This window comes from Dactylosporangium sp. NPDC049525 (assembly GCF_040676755.1).
GTDB lineage: Bacteria > Actinomycetota > Actinomycetes > Mycobacteriales > Micromonosporaceae > Dactylosporangium.
The window spans coordinates 1-18382 of sequence record NZ_JBFAPO010000035.1 but is presented as its reverse complement, the minus strand read 5'-3'; the positions used below and the strand labels follow the sequence as shown (position 1 = coordinate 18382).

The 18382-nt window shown below is 67.3% G+C and carries 17 protein-coding genes and 1 tRNA gene; 4 read left to right on the top strand and 14 right to left on the bottom strand.

Translation table 11 applies throughout. The features are described 5' to 3' along the window. Window positions 1–18: 18 nt before the first annotated feature. The 9 genes from AB0K00_RS36780 to AB0K00_RS36740 form a co-directional block, all read right to left on the bottom strand. Window positions 19–1653 carry a replication initiator gene (locus AB0K00_RS36780; RefSeq protein ID WP_363530487.1) on the bottom strand — a complete coding sequence of 545 codons (1635 nt, stop codon included), beginning with the start codon at window positions 1651–1653 and terminating at the stop codon, window positions 19–21. A 44-nt stretch (window positions 1654–1697) separates the two neighbouring features. Beyond that, entirely contained in the window at window positions 1698–2162 is a 465-nt protein-coding gene (locus AB0K00_RS36775) for a DUF2637 domain-containing protein (protein WP_363530484.1), read from the bottom strand. A 26-nt stretch (window positions 2163–2188) separates the two neighbouring features. After that, a complete protein-coding gene (locus AB0K00_RS36770) occupies window positions 2189–2590 on the bottom strand; it encodes a hypothetical protein (RefSeq protein ID WP_363530481.1) in 402 nt (133 codons plus the stop codon). Then, a complete protein-coding gene (locus AB0K00_RS36765) occupies window positions 2587–4017 on the bottom strand; it encodes an FtsK/SpoIIIE domain-containing protein (protein ID WP_363530478.1) in 1431 nt (476 codons plus the stop codon). Before AB0K00_RS36765 ends, AB0K00_RS36770 begins: the two co-directional genes overlap by 4 nt. Further along, window positions 4017–4379 carry a hypothetical protein gene (locus AB0K00_RS36760; protein WP_363530475.1) on the bottom strand — a complete coding sequence of 121 codons (363 nt, stop codon included), beginning with the start codon at window positions 4377–4379 and terminating at the stop codon, window positions 4017–4019. Before AB0K00_RS36760 ends, AB0K00_RS36765 begins: the two co-directional genes overlap by 1 nt. Then, entirely contained in the window at window positions 4376–4780 is a 405-nt protein-coding gene (locus AB0K00_RS36755; protein WP_363530472.1) for a hypothetical protein, read from the bottom strand. The genes AB0K00_RS36760 and AB0K00_RS36755 overlap by 4 nt, the downstream gene beginning before the upstream one ends. 95 nt (window positions 4781–4875) lie before the next feature. After that, complete coding sequence (locus AB0K00_RS36750) at window positions 4876–5325, bottom strand: hypothetical protein (protein WP_363530469.1); 450 nt, start codon at window positions 5323–5325, stop codon at window positions 4876–4878. Between the two features lie 99 nt (window positions 5326–5424). Next, complete coding sequence (locus AB0K00_RS36745) at window positions 5425–6102, bottom strand: GntR family transcriptional regulator (protein ID WP_363530466.1); 678 nt, start codon at window positions 6100–6102, stop codon at window positions 5425–5427. Between the two features lie 14 nt (window positions 6103–6116). Further along, window positions 6117–6404: a hypothetical protein gene (locus tag AB0K00_RS36740; RefSeq protein ID WP_363530463.1), complete on the bottom strand. Its 288-nt coding sequence runs from the start codon at window positions 6402–6404 to the stop codon at window positions 6117–6119. Window positions 6405–6682: 278 nt separating this feature from the next. Here AB0K00_RS36740 and AB0K00_RS36735 point away from each other — a divergent pair, with 278 nt between their 5' ends. Genes AB0K00_RS36735 through AB0K00_RS36725 form a run of 3 tightly spaced genes read left to right on the top strand, consistent with a single transcriptional unit; the run spans window position 6683 to window position 9059 of the window. After that, a complete protein-coding gene (locus AB0K00_RS36735; RefSeq protein ID WP_363530460.1) occupies window positions 6683–7549 on the top strand; it encodes a GntR family transcriptional regulator in 867 nt (288 codons plus the stop codon). After that, a complete protein-coding gene (locus AB0K00_RS36730) occupies window positions 7546–8235 on the top strand; it encodes an HAD-IA family hydrolase (RefSeq protein WP_363530457.1) in 690 nt (229 codons plus the stop codon). Before AB0K00_RS36735 ends, AB0K00_RS36730 begins: the two co-directional genes overlap by 4 nt. After that, a complete protein-coding gene (locus AB0K00_RS36725) occupies window positions 8232–9059 on the top strand; it encodes a phosphotransferase (RefSeq protein WP_363530454.1) in 828 nt (275 codons plus the stop codon). The genes AB0K00_RS36730 and AB0K00_RS36725 overlap by 4 nt, the downstream gene beginning before the upstream one ends. Before the next feature lie 105 nt (window positions 9060–9164). On the opposite strand, the gene AB0K00_RS36720 is transcribed toward AB0K00_RS36725, so the two are convergent. The 3 genes from AB0K00_RS36720 to AB0K00_RS36710 all read right to left on the bottom strand — a co-directional run bounded on the left by AB0K00_RS36720 (window position 9165) and on the right by AB0K00_RS36710 (window position 13583). Further along, a complete protein-coding gene (locus AB0K00_RS36720; RefSeq protein ID WP_363530736.1) occupies window positions 9165–11762 on the bottom strand; it encodes an NACHT domain-containing protein in 2598 nt (865 codons plus the stop codon). Window positions 11763–12960: 1198 nt separating this feature from the next. Next, a tRNA-Val gene (locus tag AB0K00_RS36715) sits at window positions 12961–13032 on the bottom strand. Window positions 13033–13118: 86 nt separating this feature from the next. Then, window positions 13119–13583 carry a peroxiredoxin gene (locus AB0K00_RS36710; RefSeq protein WP_363530733.1) on the bottom strand — a complete coding sequence of 155 codons (465 nt, stop codon included), beginning with the start codon at window positions 13581–13583 and terminating at the stop codon, window positions 13119–13121. A 47-nt stretch (window positions 13584–13630) separates the two neighbouring features. Between AB0K00_RS36710 and AB0K00_RS36705 the strand changes: the two genes are divergently transcribed. Then, entirely contained in the window at window positions 13631–16309 is a 2679-nt protein-coding gene (locus tag AB0K00_RS36705) for an Hsp70 family protein (protein WP_363530451.1), read from the top strand. Between the two features lie 270 nt (window positions 16310–16579). Here the strand turns inward: AB0K00_RS36705 and AB0K00_RS36700 are convergent, their stop codons facing one another. Both AB0K00_RS36700 and AB0K00_RS36695 read right to left on the bottom strand, forming a co-directional pair. Continuing rightward, window positions 16580–17011 carry a DUF3052 domain-containing protein gene (locus AB0K00_RS36700; protein WP_033362448.1) on the bottom strand — a complete coding sequence of 144 codons (432 nt, stop codon included), beginning with the start codon at window positions 17009–17011 and terminating at the stop codon, window positions 16580–16582. A gap of 106 nt (window positions 17012–17117) precedes the next feature. After that, window positions 17118–18382 (bottom strand): transketolase C-terminal domain-containing protein (locus tag AB0K00_RS36695; RefSeq protein ID WP_363530448.1); only part of this gene is annotated, 1265 nt, incomplete at its 5' end.

The following is an 18382-nucleotide window of genomic DNA, read 5'->3' as shown; positions in this document are numbered from 1 at the left end:
AAGGGATTCGGAGTCGCGTCATGTGTCGCCGTCCGGGCCGTGCCGAGCGCGTTCGAGGGCAGCGTTGAGCTGCGCGCGTTGCTGGATACGGGCCGAGATGGCGCGGAGGAGCCGATGCTGCGGCGGCGGTACGTCCGGGTCGTCGTTACGGGCCATCTCCCACGCGACCGGCGCCGGCTGTCCAGGCTCGCCGTCGACCGTCGGGACCTGGTCGTGGGCATCGGTGATGCCGAGGAGCGCCTTGACCCATGCGCGGGTGTCGTACCGGTGATCGGCGAGGGTCTTCCCAGACCACTGGCGGGAGACGAGGACCCGCCGGCCGCCCATCCCGAGGGTCGTGCGCTGGTGCACCTTGGCCTTGCAGCGGCCGGGGTGCTGGTTGGGCCGGGCGTTCTTGGGCTGGACGCCGTACCGGAGCCAGTTCGCGCAGCGCGGCGAGCACGGCGTGTACCGCAGCTCGTGCCAGAAGCGCTCGAGGTGCGTGCTCTGCCGGTCGGTCTCGATGGCGTGGCAGGTGTCGACGGACTTCGTCAGGTACTTGGTCAGGTAGCCGATCAGCTTGTCGGCCTGTGGCGTGCCGCCGAGGACGCCCTCAGCATGGACCTGCGGGCCGAACCGAGCCACGTGCACCGGCTCTGCGTCCGGGTCAGCGTCGACCTCGTCGAGTGCCTCGTCCCAGGTTGGCAGCGGCTCACGGGTAGCCGGGTCGAGGTATCGGCTGGTGTCGAGGTCCCAGATCGGCGCGTTGTGATCCGGGTACCGGATGACGTCGATCGGCGGCCACCAGACCTGGTGATAGGTGGCCGCCGCGACCTTACGCAGGAGATCGCGGCTGAGGGTGCCGCGCATCGCGAAGTGCGCGTGTGGCGCGAGGCGCCGCTGCGGCTCGACGCAGCCGAAGTACTGCACGTTGCGGCCGGCGGCGCGCCGCAGGTTCTGCCAGAAACGGTCGAGCAGCGCCGGGAAGTGCACCGCGTCCCACGCCGCGCGCCGGTAGTCGTACGTGGACGGGTCGACCGGGGTGCCGTCCGCCATGACCCGGCCGTACGTGTCGAGGGTCAGGGTGAGGAACGTGGAGGGCTGGAACACCTGCCCGTCGCGTCTGGTGAACGTCCGTCCGACCGTCGTCGGCGCGACCTTCAACCGTGGCAGGTCCGGTGCGTCCTGCCGCCGCCGGGTCGACCGCACCCGACGAACCGGTTTGGGCGCGTCGACCTGGTCGTCGCTGTCAGCCGGCGGCCCGACGGGGGTGAGCCGACCACGCATGCCCGACTCAGTGATCGCCAGGTCGAGTTCAGCGATCCCCGCGTCGAGCTCGCGGACCTCGTCCCATTCCGCCAGTTGCTCAGCGCGGTTGCGTTCGAAGACGAAGTGCGCCCGGAGCCGGATCAGGGCCTGCTGACCCTCGGTCGGTTCGTCCGGGTCGGGCAGCGGTTCGTCGGTACGGTGCCAGCCCTCCCGACACTGCTGCTGCCGCAACCGGCGCGCCCGCTTCGCGCACGGCGGACACTTGTCCTCCCGGGTTGCGCCGCAGGGCAGGTCAATGACTTCGGTCTGCCCGGTCGTCAGGTCCGTTCGTCGCAGGAGAACTGGGCGGGTACAGACGCCGTACTCATGCGCCAGCCGCTGGAGCGCGTCAACGGCTCGTGGCATCGCGAACCGTGCCGCACGGGACCCGGGTCGTTCGCTCGTGACGGTCACCGTCGCGCGGCTCCGTTCACGCGGGTGAACGCAGCCGGCGAGACCAACAACCGCGGCGTGCTCCCCACCAAGGCGTCGGCCTCGGCGACCGGTGCAACATCCACGACCGGTTCCGGCGGAGTGGACAGGACGAGCTTGATCAGTGCCAGGAATCCGAGCGCCGGGATCGCGGAGATGATCCAGCCGGACAACCCCGGTTTCGCTTCGGCGAACTGTCCGGCGAGGGAGAGCGTGACCGCGCCGACAATCATCGCGATCGGGTACCGCCCGACCGGGATGCCCCGACTACGCCGCCGACGGGCCTCCAGGCCGGCGGCGAGCGGGATCAGCTCCGTCACAGTGGCATTGGCCCAGCCGAACCAGTCGCCGGTACCGGCGGGCGAGTTGTGCATCGTCCAGTCGTGGACGTGGGTGAACGAGGCCGAACCCGCCATCCCGGCAACGGCGAGCAGGATCAGCACCTGCGCGCCGCCCTCGATCCGTGGAGTCACGCGGCCACCCGTCCCGACGACAGTTCCCGGCGAGCCTCGGCGAGGACAGCCCGCGCTGTCAGGTCGACGCCAGCGGCAAGGAGGTGCGCCTGCCGGACCGCAGTCGCCTCGTCGGGGGAGAGGCGCACCGACAGCCGCAGCTCGACGTGCCCGACGCCGTTGGCGGACTCGATGCGGGTCGCGACAAGGCCGCCGTATGGTGACGTCCAGTTCAGCGGCGTCGAGCGGTGCTCACCCGAGGGGTAGCCGAGGCGAGCGGTGCAGCGGTGGCCGAGCCCGCACCACGAGGGGCAGTCACGGTGAGCGCGGAACCAGGTCCGGCCGGTCGCTGACTGACGGTGGCCGAGCCGCAGCGCGGTGGCGAGGTTGCGGGCGGCGGTCCAGACGTGGGCGTTCATGCTGCTGCACCTCCACGGTCGACCGGGCGGAGCCGGGCGTAGTCGTAGGCGAGATCGGTGATGTCGTCATCGGTGAGGTACGAGAACCGGACCCGCATCGGCGTCGGATCGCCGTCGAGGACCACATAGGCGACGCCAGGGGCGCTCCGCGGAATCCGGTCGCAAAGCGCACCCCGGTCCCGGGCGCCCTCGCCGAGGGTCAGGTCGACGTGCGCCTCTTCGGTCAGCCGCAGACCGATCCGGGTCGGGAACAGGTCCCGGAACGGCAGCACTTCTTTGCGGGGGTCCTGGAGGCACGCGACCACGTGCACGCCAACCGCGCGGCCTTGCGTGAGCAGCACCCCGAGCGCGGCCTTGATCCGGTCCTTGAGCTGCCGGTCGGTGAGGTACGCGGTGAGCGCGGCCAGCTCGTCGATGACGATCACGATCAGCGGGTCACCAACCGACGGCGTGTGCTGTCGGGTCCTCCCCCGCAGCCGCGCCGTGCGCTCCCGCATGGTCGCGACCGCCTCTTCGAGCATGTCCGCCATCGCCCGGAAGTCCTCGCACGCGAACCGGGCGAACAACGGCATCCCGGAGGCCAGCTCCATTCCGCCCTTGGGATCGAACGCCCACACCTGCACCAGCCCGGAGCGGATCCCCGCCGCCAGCGCGCGCAGCAGTGACCAGATGACCGAGCCCTTGCCCGCGTCGGTGGCGCCGACGACGAGGACCTGCGTGCCGAACAGGCGCAACGCGTACACGTCGCCGTCCTCCCGGCGTGCCAGCTCCAGCGCCCTGAAGTCGGGCACAGGCGGAACCGGGAACGGCGCAACAGTCTCAGCCAGGGGATCGCCACGGAGGAGAGTCACCACGATGAGGTCCGGCCGGGAACCTGCCGACACCCGGCAGGCGCGGGCGCCGAACGTGTGCGTCAGACGCTCGGAGACCTTTGCGAAGTCGTCGGGGATCTGCCCAGTGACCATCCGGACCGTGAGGACGTCTGCCGTCCCGCTGGACCGGACCCGCTTGATCTCAGGGATCACGGTGTGCCCGTTGAAGGACACCCCGAGGCCGGCGGTCACCATCGACGGGAGCCACTGCCGCCGGTACCTCCAGCGACGCCACCGGCCGAGCAGCGGGTAGAACCCGAACCGGAGGAACGTCGCCCGGTCCAGCTGCCACCACGAGCCAGCGACGGCGCTGAGGACCAGGACGAGCACGACCGGCCCGTACCAGTCGAACCGCACGTAGAGCGCGGCCAGCCCGAGCAGCGGACCCGTGACGACCCAGTGCCGCACCAGGACGACGGTCAGGCGCAGCAGACCCTTGCCGAGCCAGACGAACAGGACCAGCCACAGCGGGACCTTGAGGTACGGCGTGCGGACGTTGAACGGCGCCGGCTCGATGCGCTCACCGCGGATGACGTTGACGAGGGGCATCGCCATCACACCCGCCCGTCCGGGAAGAGTTCCGTCTGCCCGTACGAGGTGCGCCGCCGAACGACCCTCCGCTTGACCGAACGCGCAGGTGCCGCAGGCTCGGCGACGTGCCGGATCATCGTGGGCAGCCACTGGCCCCGGCCGAGGACGGCCCGCAGGTCCGTGCGGTCAGCGACGTGCGGGGCGATGAGATCCGGGTCGAGGTGCCGCAACCGCACCACGGTCCGCGCCAGTGCCGCCGCAGCACCGGCAATGTCGACGAGCGCGGCGACCCGTACCGCATCCGCAGGAACCGACAAGTAGATGTCGCGGGCACTGTGGATCGCCGGACCGGCAAGCGCGTTCACGACGGCGCGTTTGGTCTTCATCGGGCACCGCCCCGGCGAACGCGGTGCTCCACGCTGGTGAGGAGCGCCCGGCTGGACTTGATCGCCGACGTCATCTGGTCCAGCGCCGCGTGCAGCCGGGCCAGCTCGTCGGGACCGGTGCCCCAGAGGTCCCAGGTGCCGGGGTCGCCGATGTGGTGGTGGCTGATCTCGTGCAACGCGGCGGCGAACGTACAGCCCGCCTCGTAGATATCGTCCAGGTCGGTCTCGCCGAACCCGCCGACGGGCAGCAGCCGCGCCGAGTCGGCCCGGGTCTTTGTCGTGCAGCCGGCGCACTGGTCGATGTCGGGCGTCAGAGCGGCGAGCCGCCCGCAGGTGGCACAGGCGCGCCAGACGGCGCCGTCCGGTGCCGTGATCCGGGCAGCGTCAACTACCTTGGCCATGACAGCCTTCTCCTCTTCAAGGGGTGGGCGGTTGGCGCCGGGGGCGGGAGACTCTTGCCGGAGATGGCCCGCCCCCGGCGCGTGCACTGCGTCTGTCAGGCGACGGCCTTCACCAGTCGCGCCAGCTCGTCGGGCGCGATGAGGGCACCCGCGCGGATCGACCAGGCGAGCCGAGCGCGGCACTTGTGCGGCTGCCGCTCGCCCTTGCAGCCGGTCGAGTCGTTGTATGGCGTCACCGTGAGATCCGTGAACGCCACTGGTGTGACGGTGATGCCGCCGGGCAGCGTCACGCCCTCCGGCGGCACCGGCTGATGCGGTGCGGTGATCTTCACTTTGATTTCGGTGGACCGGCCGAACTTGCCGGCATCGGGGTCCTGGTCCATGACTTTCACGACCCAGATGCGGACCCCATGCTCGTCCCGGGCCTGGTTGTCGTCCTGCCGCAGCCGGTCGAAGTCGACAAGCTTGTCCACCCCGAGGAACAGCGCCCCGTTCGGGAACACGTACTCGAACGGCACCGGAATCTTGATCGAGTTGGGTACCACGTTCTTCCCTCCGCTGGACCAACTTGGCTACTTGACTAACCAAGTCAGTCAAGCGTGGCATGACCAAACATGGCTAGTCAAGCTTCAAGTGAAGTTTGTTTATGTCAGCGGGAGCACGGACGCCAGCTCGGGCACGTCACGCGACAGGGCTGCGTCGACCACGACGAGCGGTCTGCCGGCGGCATCGAGGACCGTGAGCAGCACGACCACCACACAGCGGCGGCGAGGGATCTGTAACGCGACGGCCTCAGCCTCGGACGCGGGCCGTGCGCCGAGCCGTTCGACCACCTGATGCGCGGCGAGCTGGAGGCCGTCTGGCAGGACGGCGGCAGCGTCTGCCGTCGCGAAGGCTGTGCTGAGCCCGTATGGCACGCCGTCCGCGGTGCTCAACAGGTGTCGCCGGGCGACCAGGGGTGACGCCACTGGACACGCGAGCGCCGCCGCAATCCGTGTGCTGGCAACGACTCTGGCGATGCCGAGCAGTGCGGCGCCCTCGTCGACCTGAAGCAGCAGGCGTGCCCGGCGGGGGAGACGCACGAGGCCCGGCGTCGGGTGGCCGAGGACGACGCGACCCTTGCCCTGGATGCCCTCCACCCAGCCGTGCTGTCGGAGGTACTCCAGGGCGCGGACCACGGTCGAGCGCGAGGCGCCGAACTCGCGCGTCAGTTGGGCCTCACTCGGCAGCAGGTCGCCGACCCGGTAGATCTGTTGGTCGATCCGGGCTTGCAGCGCGTTGATGATCTCGGCGTACTTCGGCGTGATGGGCGCGACCGGCACCGTGATCCGCCGGCTCAGCCGCGTGCGCTGGCGACCAGGCGCGTCATCGTGGCGGCGAGCTGCTCAGCCTGGTCCGCCGTGAGTTCGGTGCCCTCCTCGATGCCGTCCGGGAACTCCAGCAGGACGTTGACGTGGCCGGGCCGGATCTGCCAAAGCGAGACGTCGACGAGGCTGCCCGTGTCGGGGTCGGCGCATCCGCTGACCGGCGAGGATCGATGCCATGCGTACGCGGCGCCGGGTGTACCGACGCGGCACTGCTGGATGTGGCACCAGTCCGGGTGAATCACCGTGCTTCCGTCCATCGCTCTTGTCCTCCTCCTGATCGGCTTTGCTGCGAAGCGCGACGGCCCGTGTGGGATGGCGCCGGGACGGGCGGGTCTCAGACCTCGCCACAGGCATCGGCTCCTACCGGCCTCCACCCACCCCGACGCCAGCAAGCACGACCCAGCCGTCTGAACAGCCAGTTCGTAGATTTGGCTAGCTTGGATAGTCAGATTTACGGTATGGCTGCCGGTCGATCCGGACAAGAGACGCGCCCCAGATATTTCTCACCTGACTAGTCAGGTCATAGGCTGATCGCGTGAACGCCGAAGCGGACGACCTCGACGGCCTGGACCCGGACGACCCACGTCCCGCGTCCCAGCAGATCGCCAACGTGCTACGCGCCGCGATCCTCACCCGCCGGTTCCAGCCGGGTGAACGCCTGCCGTCGCAGAATGAACTCGCCGACCGCTACGGCGTCGCCCGCGAGACGGTCAAGTCCGCACTCCGCATCCTGCGCGAGGAACGCCTGATCGTCACGAGGCAGGGGAGTGGCGCGTTCGTTCGCGCCCAAACGGAACGCCCCGTCGGCCTGCGCCCACACATCGAGGCCGCGTTCGAGCGCCAGCACGTGTCGATTGACTTCGCCGGCTTCTCCAGCGAGACGTTGCACGGCGCGCTCTCGGAGCCGCTCGACAAGATTCGGGCGGGCAGGCTGACGCCGGAGTCCATCGCCATCCGCATCCTGGTCCCGGACCAGTCCTTGCCCTCGGCCGTGCCATCCCCGGTCGACGCCGCAGGCAGCGACAAGGCCGTCCGCGAGCGCGCCGCCAGGATCAGCCAGCGGCACAGCGAGGCAATCGTCGACTCAGTCCGCGAACTCGGCGAACTCGGCCTCGTCCGGTCCGCGACCTGCGAGGTCCGCCACCACGGTGCCGCGGTCCTGTTCAAGGTGTACATCCTGAACAACGCCGAGGCGTTCTTCGGCTTCTACCCGGTCGTCAGGCACACGGTCACCATCGACCACGCCCAGGTCCCCATCTACGACGTCATGGGCAAGGACGTCCCGCTGTTCCAGTTCGCCGCCGGCGACGACGAGGACGACATGCCCACGCAGTACGTCCAGCAGGCTCGCGGCTGGTTCGACAGCGTCTGGAATACCATCGCCCATGAGCAACCCGCATGACCTCCACGCTCGCCGACGTCATGAGCCGGGCCAAGGCCCTGCTGCTCGACTTTGACGGGCCGGTCTGTTCGCTGTTCGCTACCTACTCGGCGCCGGCCGTCGCGGAGAGATTGCGCCAGGTCGCAGCAGCGCAGGGCTTCAACGCGACCGCCAATGAACCTCTTGCCCTGCTGCGCGAGGTCGACGAGGTTGGCGACGCCGTATTGAGCAGAGTTGTCGCTCAGGCCGTACGCGACGCCGAGATCGAGGCCGCAGCAGGAGCGACGCCTACACCGGGCATCGAAGAGCTGCTGCACGCGGCGCGGGCAGGCCAGCTGCGTATCGCGATCGTCAGTAACAACGCCACCGAGGCGGTCACGGCCTACCTGAAGCGCGCTCGCCTGAACGAGCACGTCGACCTGGTCGTCGGCCGCTACGAAAACATGCCTGCACAACTACTCAAGCCAAATCCACATCTGTTGAACCTCGCACTCGATCATCTGAGCATTGCCGCAGACGTTGCTGTCTTCGTTGGCGATTCCGTGACCGATGTCAAGGCCGGTCACGCGACCGGAGTGCAAACCATCGGCTTCGCCAACAAGCCTGGAAAGCGCGAGCGGCTGAATGCCGCAGGTGCCGTCACCGTCATCGACAGGCTGGCGGCGCTAACCGATGCGTCCATCCCGGGCATAAGCAGGTTGAAATGACAGACTGGCCCGAACTTCCAGACGGAGTTGCTGAGAGTATCGAGAAACGCTGGCCAGGTCGAGCGCAGCCCTGGGCCGAACAGGTCGAAGTGGAACTGCGTCTCGTCTGCGGTGCACATAACGCCGTACCGCGTCACGTGCTGCCGTCTCGATTCGGCTTCGTAGTTGCCGCAGATAGTCCGCGTGGTGGGCTTGTCGTTCGATCCAGCCCAGATCCCGACGCATTGCTTCAGGCCGAGGTGGCGCTCTCATTGGCGAAGCTAGGCATAGCCCCTCGTGTTCATGAAACGATAGCATCAGATGTTGGTCTATGGACGGTAATGGACGAAGTGCGCCCCGGTACGCCCCTTGCGCTTACTGATCGAAATACCGTCAACCTTCGCATGCTTGCTGCGCCATTTGCCAAGATGTGTGGGCAGCCGGCGCCTCATGTTGATATGCCATCCATCTTTGATTGGCTACGTGATCGCCTTGAAGACGACAATCTTATAGATGTTCCGGTGTACCAAGACGGCCCAGCGCCATTGGGTGAACGTCAGGCCGCTTTACGTACTCTCGACGAATTGGCTTCAACTGCCGAGCCATCTCTTTGTCACGGCGACGCGTCAACATGGAATCTGCTTATCAGCTCTGAAGGCCAATGGGTCCTTGTTGATCCGCGCGGAGTCTCGGGAGAGCCCGACTATGACCTTGCTGTGATAGCGCTCAAGCTTCGCAGTGACTTGGTTCCGGAGCAGGCCGCCCGCCGCCTTGCTGGAGCAGCCGAGGTTGATTCACAACGGGTTCTGTCCTGGCTGGCGGTCGCAGAAGCTGCCCGCGTGTAATGGCAAGCCTTGGTTGGGCGCACTGGATGTGGTTCGTGGCCTTGAGGATGCCCCGCGTTGCGGCAGTAATCGAGCAAATAACCGACTGACTGGAATAGGAACGGATCATGGGCGGACAAGTAATACTGCTTCAGTGGGCGGGAGTGCGCCCTTGAGGCGCTGGCCAAGCAAAACTAGATCTTCATACACTCTGCAGTAGTCCAAAATAGTTTCCGACAGACGGGCAACCGGAGTATCCCAAGGCGAAGTTTCTCGCTCATCGGGCGGAGCGCTAATGTGGCCACCGTAATCCGGCCGCGCCTGAAGAATCTCGGTAACACGTACGGCGAGATAGTATGACGCCAAGCGTGCCACCGTGAGGATGTCCTCATCGAACTGTTCGATAGCGCGAAACCGTCTCAGTACCGAAAGAAAAACGTACAAGCCACAGCTTCGAACAAAAGTCGCGCGATCGTCATCCCCCGACAGATAGCTAAGGGCGCTACGAACAAAGCGGCTTGCGACAGTCTCGGTAGCCGTAGACTGCGGCCCGGTGACCGGCAACCTGTAGCTAGATAGAAGTCCGTCCGCCCGCCTCGCTCGTGCCGCAAGGTCGGCAAGATCCAAGGCGTTGGCATTGTGATCGCTCACGACCGGGATGCTGAATGGTCTTGCAGATGCAAAGAAGTGCAACGCATCAGTTAGGGGGCTCAAGCCGGCCGGCCGTTCACCAGAAGCGCCACTCTCCCGTAGATCGAGCTGCGAAATGTGGCTCAATAAGTACCTGAACCTTCCAGCGTCAGATTCGTGCTGCCGCCGAACAGTGGCATAAAAGTCGGCAATACGCGGGAGGCCCTGCACGTCGAGAAATAGTCCCGACGCACCGCTGCGAACCCAGATTGCCTTTCCTTCGGTTTCTACCGCATTGAGGCTTACGCCGATATCCACCTGTGCAGCGGTTGGCAACCGTACTCCTGGAATGATTTCGTTCGCCCAGAGTAAGAATGACTCAACGTCCTTGCGTTGGAGCCCGGTGGCAGCATCTAGTGAACTCGCCGGTGAAAGTGGAAGAGTGATGGACCGTCGAGGTGGAGCGAATTCACTCTCGCCAAAAATCCGCATTTCGCGCCGACTCACCGGCGAAGGGCAAATCCAGGCGTTCTCTTCAACGCGAATAGCTGTTCTGTATTTCCTCGAAAGGTCGACAGTTGCTATTGCCCTACGCCGTGCAGGATCATCAGAACTTGCCTCTATGGACAACATCCGTTCGAGCCGCCTGCGAAGCTCAAGCCGAAGCTCCCGCGCATCATCGGCGCAGTCGGCGGCAAGTGTGAGCGCCGTGATAGTGGGATTCGTAGTGCCGAGGCATTGTTCTACGATCTCATTCGCTCCGTACTGGGCGACATACAACAGCGTGGCTTCTCGCCACCATCCATCCTCAACGTTGCGGAGAAGGACGGTTATCAGATTCTTCTCTGCGATGTAGGTGCTGGCCAGATACTCTTGGAACGTAAGGTGAGCGAACTGGTACCTACCACTTTCACCCTGCTGGAGCAAGCCTGCCGACGTCTCCATAAGATCAAGGAACTCCGCTGGAGTCAAAGTCTCGCTAACGTCACTCAGTACAGGTTTGATGATTGCGATTGCTCTCGCCTGATCCACATCGCGCACGTGGTCGCACATCATGTTGAACGCCAGATGGCGCAATACCAGCTCGAATTGGTCGGCATTCAGTGCCAATGGAAGGCGCTTAGCTTCTTGACGTCTTGCCAGGAAAACGAGACAAATTTCGCGATACAACTCTGCGCGTGTTCCGGGAAGCGCTCCGCGATATTTGTGAACGTTGGCCATCATTGTTAGTAGCAGCGGATTTACTGCCAATTCGGCCAGCGAGCGACTCTCGCGAAGTTTCCCGATTAGGCTCGCCGCGCCATCGGCGGCCTCTCGCTGAACGCCTGCGTCAGATCGCCCAGCTCTGCGCACTTCAGTGAATTGATACCAATTCTGAACAAAAGTCGCTATCTGACTCTCGGTAAACGCGCGCACTTGAACGACCGTTGCACCCGTTAAGGGAGAGCTACGATAACCGTAGGGTCGAGACGTGATAACGAACCAATTTCCGCTGTACGTCGCTATCTGTCGCTCAACCCAGTCGACGACTGCGCTTCGGGTTGCTGTTGAACCAACTTCGTCTAGGCCGTCCAACATAACAACACAACGGCGCTTCGCTAACCGCTTCTCAAGCCAATCAGGCGGTTCCTTTGTGCCTATATCGCCCATCGAGCTTCTGACAAGGGCAGGCAGGCTAATTGTCGGGTTCTCCGCTATAGCATCGGCATGTTGCCGAAGGAGCAGCAGTATCGGCAGTCTCGACTTTGAGATGCGAGATGCATCGCCACCGCTACCTCTAGCGCATAGCGTAAGAGTCATGTGCTTCAGTAGGGTGGTTTTTCCTCCGCCGGGCGCGCCAAGAATGGCGAGTGGATGACTGGCGGCCACGGCTCGGTCGCGAGAGCGACGACTTGCCCTATGTGTTGCTAGTGAGGATTCAAAGAATTTCCAAACCGAGAATCGATTTCCATCCCCAGCATCTGTCAGTCCGTTTCCGTCAACAACGTCGCCCCTAATGCGGTGCAATGACTCCGGTGAGAGGCCCACGTCAACGAACACTCGCTCTACGGACAGAGAATAGCTACCCTGCGTCGCCAGACCTTTGAGGTCCATATCGTGGTTCAGCTCGCGCAGATACCTGCAGTACGCCCTTTCGTATCGGGAAAATCGTCGCTGTAGTGCGGCATCGAGGCTAGTAGCGAGTCGTTCGGTAACCTTTCCTTGAACTTCAGAGACGACCTTGCTGACGAACACGAATAATGTCGCCAGGGCTCCGTAGCCGATAAAGCAGCCAAGTGCTGCCCAGGGGTGGCTCGAAATCCAAGACCGAACACTGGCCGTTGCGGCAAGCGCGCTTGGCGGCAGCAGCGCAAAGACAAGTACTGCCAATCTGGCTATCCATGAGCCTTTGCTCGGCATTCGCACCTCAGATGTTGCAAGTACTTGCAGTCAATGGGCTCAGCTGATGACGCCCTCAACTCGATGTTGTTAGCGTCTATGATCGCCGTAGCACCTTACTTCGAATTTCACGACTGCTACTCCTCCAGACGGAGGCAGACCGGCGACTTCCGGAGGAGGGTGCTGTCTGAATTGTGTGGAGTGGTACGTATGCGTTGAGAATCCACTTTGATGGATGCGCTTCGTATGTCTGCCTGGTGCTGGACACTCGACCTGTGGCTGCACTGCGGAATTTAGCTCTACGACATCAAGGCGCCGCGCTTCGCGCGCCGCAGAGGTCGTGCGTGGCGAGCGTGCATGCGGCAGTTGGAAGTCCGGCGTTGAGTGGCGTTGATTTTGGGCTCCGCAGCGTCCGTCGTGGTGCGGACCGCAGCTCCCGCGGCGTCGTCCTCCGCTTGTAGTTGCGCTCTCGCCTCCGGCGGGGTCTCTGGCTCCGGGAGGGTCGCTCCACTCCCGCACCGTCGTCCAGGTCGAGCCGAGCAGACCGGCGCCGGCCACGCCAGGCCGAGCCGCTTCGCGGTCGCCTACGGCGAGCCTGGCGCGACCGACCCCGCCCCGCTCCCTGGTAGGTGGACGACGGCATACGGGAGACTCCGCAGCGAGCTGGGGGAGTGGCGGGAGGAGCCGTGTTGTCCTCAGGAACGCCGCTCGCGCTCGGCCTGCTGGCGGCGCAAGCGCCGGCATCGGCCGGCGCGGCGGCTACATAGGACTAAGGAACGATGCCGTGCCCCCGGCGTGCCCCAAGCCGCAGCGAACGACGGTCAAACGGGGTACTCACCGGGCAGAGTCGACCGTCACGGCCGAGTGTGGCGAACCATGCGCTGAGCTGTGCGAACAAGAGATCACAAACCTGTGGGCACGGTTGGGTTCGAACCAACGACCCCCCGCTTGTAAGGCGGGTGCTCTTCCACTGAGCTACGCGCCCCGAACTGCTGTCACGGCGACGCGAACCCGGGTAACCAGGATGCTACCTGCCGCGCCCCATCCGCCCCAGTCGGTATCAGGTGTGCATCAGCTCTGCAACGATGCGATCGCCTCGCGCCAGGTGTCCTGGTCGCGGGGCTGACCTGGGGCGAGTTGCTCGGCGAACCTGACGATGCCGGCGGTGTCGATGAGGAAGGTGCCGCGGTTGGCGAAGCCCCGGGTCTCGTTGAAGACGCCGTACGCCTGGGCGACCGCGCCGTGCGGCCAGAAGTCCGACAGGAGAGGGAAGTCATAGCCTTCGCGCTCCGCCCAGACCTTGTGGCTGTACGGGGAGTCGACGCTGATGGTGAGGACCTGGACGGTGTCGGACTGGAAGTCGCCGAGGTTGTCCCGGACCGAGCAGAGTTCGCCCTGGCAGGTGCCGGTGAAGGCGAGCGGGTAGAAGACCAGGAGCACCGCTTTGCGGCCGCGGAAATCCGACAGACGGACCTCCTGGTTGTTCTGGTCCTTGAGCACGAAGTCCGGCGCTTCGCCGCCGACGTCCACCGCCATGGACACGAGCATGCCAGGTGTCGTACCGGGGGCCTACACTCGCCCGCATGGCTGCCGGTCCGCGTCTGGGCATCGACTTCGGGACCTCCCATACCGTTGCGCTGCTGGCGTGGCCGGATGGGCGGGTCCGCCCCTTGCTGTTCGACGGTTCGCCGTTGCTGCCGTCCTGCGTCTACGCGCAGCCTGACGGGCAGGTCCTCGTGGGCCGGGACGCGGTGCACGCCGCGCGGGTCGACCCGGCGAGGTTCGAGGCGAGCCCGAAGCGGCGCATCGACGACGGCACGGTGCTGCTCGGCGACCGCGAGTTCACGGTCCCGGCGCTGATCGGCGCGGTGCTGTCGCACGTGGCGTCGGAGGCGCGGCGGGTCGCCGGTGGGCAGGTCGCCGCGGTGACGCTGACGCACCCGGCGGCGTGGGGCGTGTCGCGGCGGCTGGCGCTCGTCGAGGGCGCGACGATCGCGGGGCTGCCGCAGCCGGCGCTCATGCCTGAGCCGGTGGCCGCCGCGCACTATTTCGCCGGTGTATTGCAGCGGCCCCTCACCGCCGAGCAGGGCCTGCTGGTGTACGACTTCGGCGGCGGCACCTTCGACGCCAGCGTGGTGACCCGCGCCGGCGAGGGGTTCGACGTGCGCGCGGTCGACGGCATCGACGACCTGGGCGGCATCGACCTCGACGCGTTGATCGTCGAATACGCGAAGCGGCAGCTGGAGGACGCACCGGTGTGGGCCCGCCTGGAGAGCCCGCAGACCACGGAGGACCGCCGGCACCGGCGGCTGCTGTGGGACGACGCCCGGGTGGCGAAGGAGATGCTGTCGCGGACCCCGTCGACGGGCCTGCACGTGCCGATCGCAGCCGCCGACGTCGACATCACCCGCGAGGCGTTCGAGGATCTGGCCCGGCCGATGCTGGAGCAGACGGTCCGCACCACGTCGGCCGTGGTCCGCTGGGCCGGGCTGGACAACAGCAAGCTCGCCGGCCTCTTCCTGGTCGGTGGTTCGAGCCGGATCCCGCTGGTGGCGACGCTGCTGCAGAAGGAGCTCGGGGTCGCGCCGACGATCATCGAGCAGCCCGAGATGGTGGTCGCCGAGGGCAGCCTGCGCGCCTGGGTCAACGTCGGCGTCCAGCCCGGTGACGGCCAGCAGCAGCCCGGGGGCGGCCAGGCGGGAGCCTTCGCGGCCGGAGCAGCAGCGGCCGGAGCGGCTGGGGCGGCAGCGGCCGGAGCAGCAGCGGCCGGCGCGGCGTATGGCGCGCAGGCAGCCGGTCAAAGCGCGCAGGCCGCCGGCCAAGGCGTTCAAGCAGGCCAGGGAGGGCAGGCAGCGGGCCAGGGAGGGCAGGCGGGGCCGTTCCAGAAGGGGGCCGGCACGCCCCCCGGCGGTGTCGCGCCCGTCAGTGCCGTGCCGATGAGCGCGCCACCCGTGAGCAGCCCCCCGATGAGCGCGCCGCCGATGAGCGGACCGCCGATGGGTGGCCAGCCGATGAGCGGACCGCCCATGAGCGCGCCTCCGATGGGTGGGCAGCCGATGAGCGCGCCGCCGGCGAGCAACGCGCCGATGAGCGCACCCCCGGTCAGCGGCGGGCCCGGCTACCCGGCCGGCGCCCCGGTGAGCCCCGGGTTCGGCGACGCCGAGGCCACCCAGCGGATCCGTCCGATGACCCCGCCCTCCGTGCCGCAGGCACACCGCGGTGCGCCGCCGGTGGGCCACCCGCAGGCCTACCAGCAGGGCCACGCGCCGGTCCAGCCGCCGCAGCCGCCGCGGTTCGTGCCGCCGCCGGTGCAGCAGGGGTACGTGTCACCGTCCGCGACGCGCATGGACTACGCGCCGCCGATCCCGCGGGAGGAGCCGCTGCCACCGCCGGCGCCGCGGCGCAACGTGGCGATCCCGCTGCTCATCGGCATCCTGATCCTCGCCCTGGGGCTGGCCGGTTACGTGGTCTACACGGAGGTCAGCGACAAGAAGACCGACAACAACGCCGGTCAGCAGCCCTCGACCACGACGACCACGACGAGCGGGCCGGCGTCGACGTCGAGCGCCCAGGTGCTGGAGATCCCCGCGAAACCGCGGGAGGACCGGCCGTCGTGGCTGCCCAACAACTGGAAGCTGTTCCAGCAGCGTGGCCTGGACGAGCTGTGGTATTCGCAGCCCGAGTCCGAGGGCGGCCGGTGCGACGCGACCGACCACGAGCTGCGCGTCGTGACGGAGAAGCAGGGGCTCACCGGCTGCTCGCTGAAGGACCCGCTGAACGTGTCGATGGGCGACGTCGGGATCGAGGCGAAGGTGCACCGGGAGAGCGGCTGCGCCGGGATCTGGGCGAGGACCGGCGACAAGGGGTACACGGTCGGCGTCTGCGACGGTGTGGTCCGGCTGCACGCCCTGGGTGACTTCGCGCCCAGCCAGGACAACGAGCTGGCCTCGTGGCCCGTCAGGATCACCGGGGACCCGTATGTGGCGCTGGTCGTGATCAGCAACAACGTGTCGGTCTACGTCAACGGCACGAAGCTCGGGACGAAGAGCCACGACCTGATCAACCGGGGCCGGGTCAACCTCGGGGCGTTCACCCCCGGGGATCCGGCCGACGTCACCTTCTCGGAGGTGCGGGTCTGGCAGCCGCCGTCCAGCTCCGGGGGCGGCAACCCGAACACGTCGCCGAGCCCGTCGAAGTCGACGTCCAGCTCGCCCTCGGCGACACCCAGCTGGAAGCCGACGTCGACCAAGTCCTCGACCTGACGACCGGCGGGCGCCTCGGCGCCCGCCGTCGGGAGCCGCTCGACGTGATCGTGGAACTCCGGCAGCCCGGCGCCGCTGGAGGGTCCACGACCACGTCCGGGTGCCGGCGATGTGGCGGCCGCGCTACCAGAAGGGCGGCAGGCCGGACGAGCGCGCGTGGCATCTGCCCGACCACCTTGCCGTCGCCGACGAGGTCGGGCTGGGTCTGGCTCGCCTTCGGCTTCCCCCTCGCGGGAGAAGACGCCGGCGAGCACACCGACCGGCTCGCGGTTAGCGGCGGGACCTCGCGGCGCGCGGCGCGACCAGGCGCGCCGCGGTCCAGTCCTTGCCGGCGTTGACCGTCGAGGTCTGCTGCAACCCGGCGGTGGGAGCCGACTCGTTGATATCGCTCGGCTCGACGTGCCCGGGACGGCCGGCCTTCGGGGTGAGCAGCCACACCACGCCGTTGTCCGCGAGCGGGCCCAGCGCGTCGATGAGCGTCTCGACCAGGTCACCGTCGTCGTCGCGCCACCACAGCAGCACAACGTCGACGACCTCGTCGGTCTCCTCGTCAACCAGGTCCCCGCACCGGTCGATCAGGACGTCGCGGAGATCCTGGTCGACGTCGTCGTCGTACCCCATCTCCATAACGACCATGCCCGGTTCGACGCCGAACCGGTCCGCCAGGCTCTTCACCTCGGCCTGACCCGCGGTCGCGTTCACTGTCCACTGCCTCCTGTCGCAACACCACTGTTAGCGCGTAGTCCACACAGTACGGGCCGTCAACGCAAGTGGCGCACCGATGCGATCGAAAAACTAAAGGTCCAAACTACCGGGCCAACAGCGATTTTGCTCCCTGGACGATCTGTTCCTCGGAGACCAGAACGTGGTTGGCAGCCGGGCCGAGCGGCACGAACGAGTCGACGGCGGCCACTCTGCGGGCCACGCCGACGTAGCCGGCGTCCACCAGCGCGGCGATGATCCCCTCGCCGACACCGCCGGAGCGGCGGGTCTCGTCGACGACGAGGACCCGGCCGGTGTCGGAGGCGTGCTTGATGATGTCACCGACGGGCAGCGGCGACAGCCAGCGCAGGTCGACGACCCGGCAGCTCACGCCCTCCTCGGACAGCCGAGCCGCGGCCCGCAGCGACATCCGCACGCCGTTGCCGAACGTGATGATCGTCAGGTCGTCGTTCGGGCCGCTGTGGTAGGCGCGGGCCCGGCCGATCGGCACGTGGATGGCCGACCACTCACTCGGCGGCGCGTAGTCCGACAGCCACCAGTTGTCCCGGTCCGTGTGCAGGTCGCGGGTGTGGTACAGGGCGATCGGCTCCAGGAACACCACGACGCTGCCGTCGACGACGGCGCTGGCCAGGCAGGTGCGCAGCATCGGCGCGGCGTCCTCGGCCCGGGCGGGGGCGGCCACGACGAGCCCGGGGATGTCGCGCAGCACGGCGAGGGCGTTGTCGTTGTGGAAGTGCCCGCCGAAGCCCTGCTGGTACGCCAGGCCGGCGACCCGCACGACCATCGGGTTGTGGTACGCCCCCTGGGAGAAGAACTGCATGGTGGCGGCCTCGCCACGCAGCTGGTCCTCGGCGTTGTGCAGGTAGGCCAGGTACTGGATCTCCGGCACGGGCAGCATCCCGGCCAGGCCGGCGCCGAGCCCGAGCCCGAGGATCGACGTCTCGTCCAGGAGCGTGTCGAAGACGCGGGTGGCGCCGAAGCGGTCCCGCAGGCCCTTGGTCACCCCGTAGACGCCGCCCTTGACCGCCACGTCCTCGCCGAAGACCACCATCTGGGGGTACGCGAGCATGGCGTCGGTCAGGGCGGCGTTGATGGTCTGGGCGAGGGTGAGCGGGCCGGCGCGCTCGGGGAGCCGCCCGTTGAACGCCGCCGCGCGGGTCGGGGGGTGGCCGTGGCCGTTGCCGTTGACCCGGTTGTCGTCGGCGGGCTCCGGCGCGTCCCGGTCGGCGTGCTGCTCGCTGTCGGCGGGCTCCACGTCGTCCTCGTCCACGTCGTCCTCGTCCGCGGCGTCCGCGGCGTCCTCGCCGGGCGGCGCGGCGGCGGCGGGCGCGGCGCCGGTGCCCGGCTCCG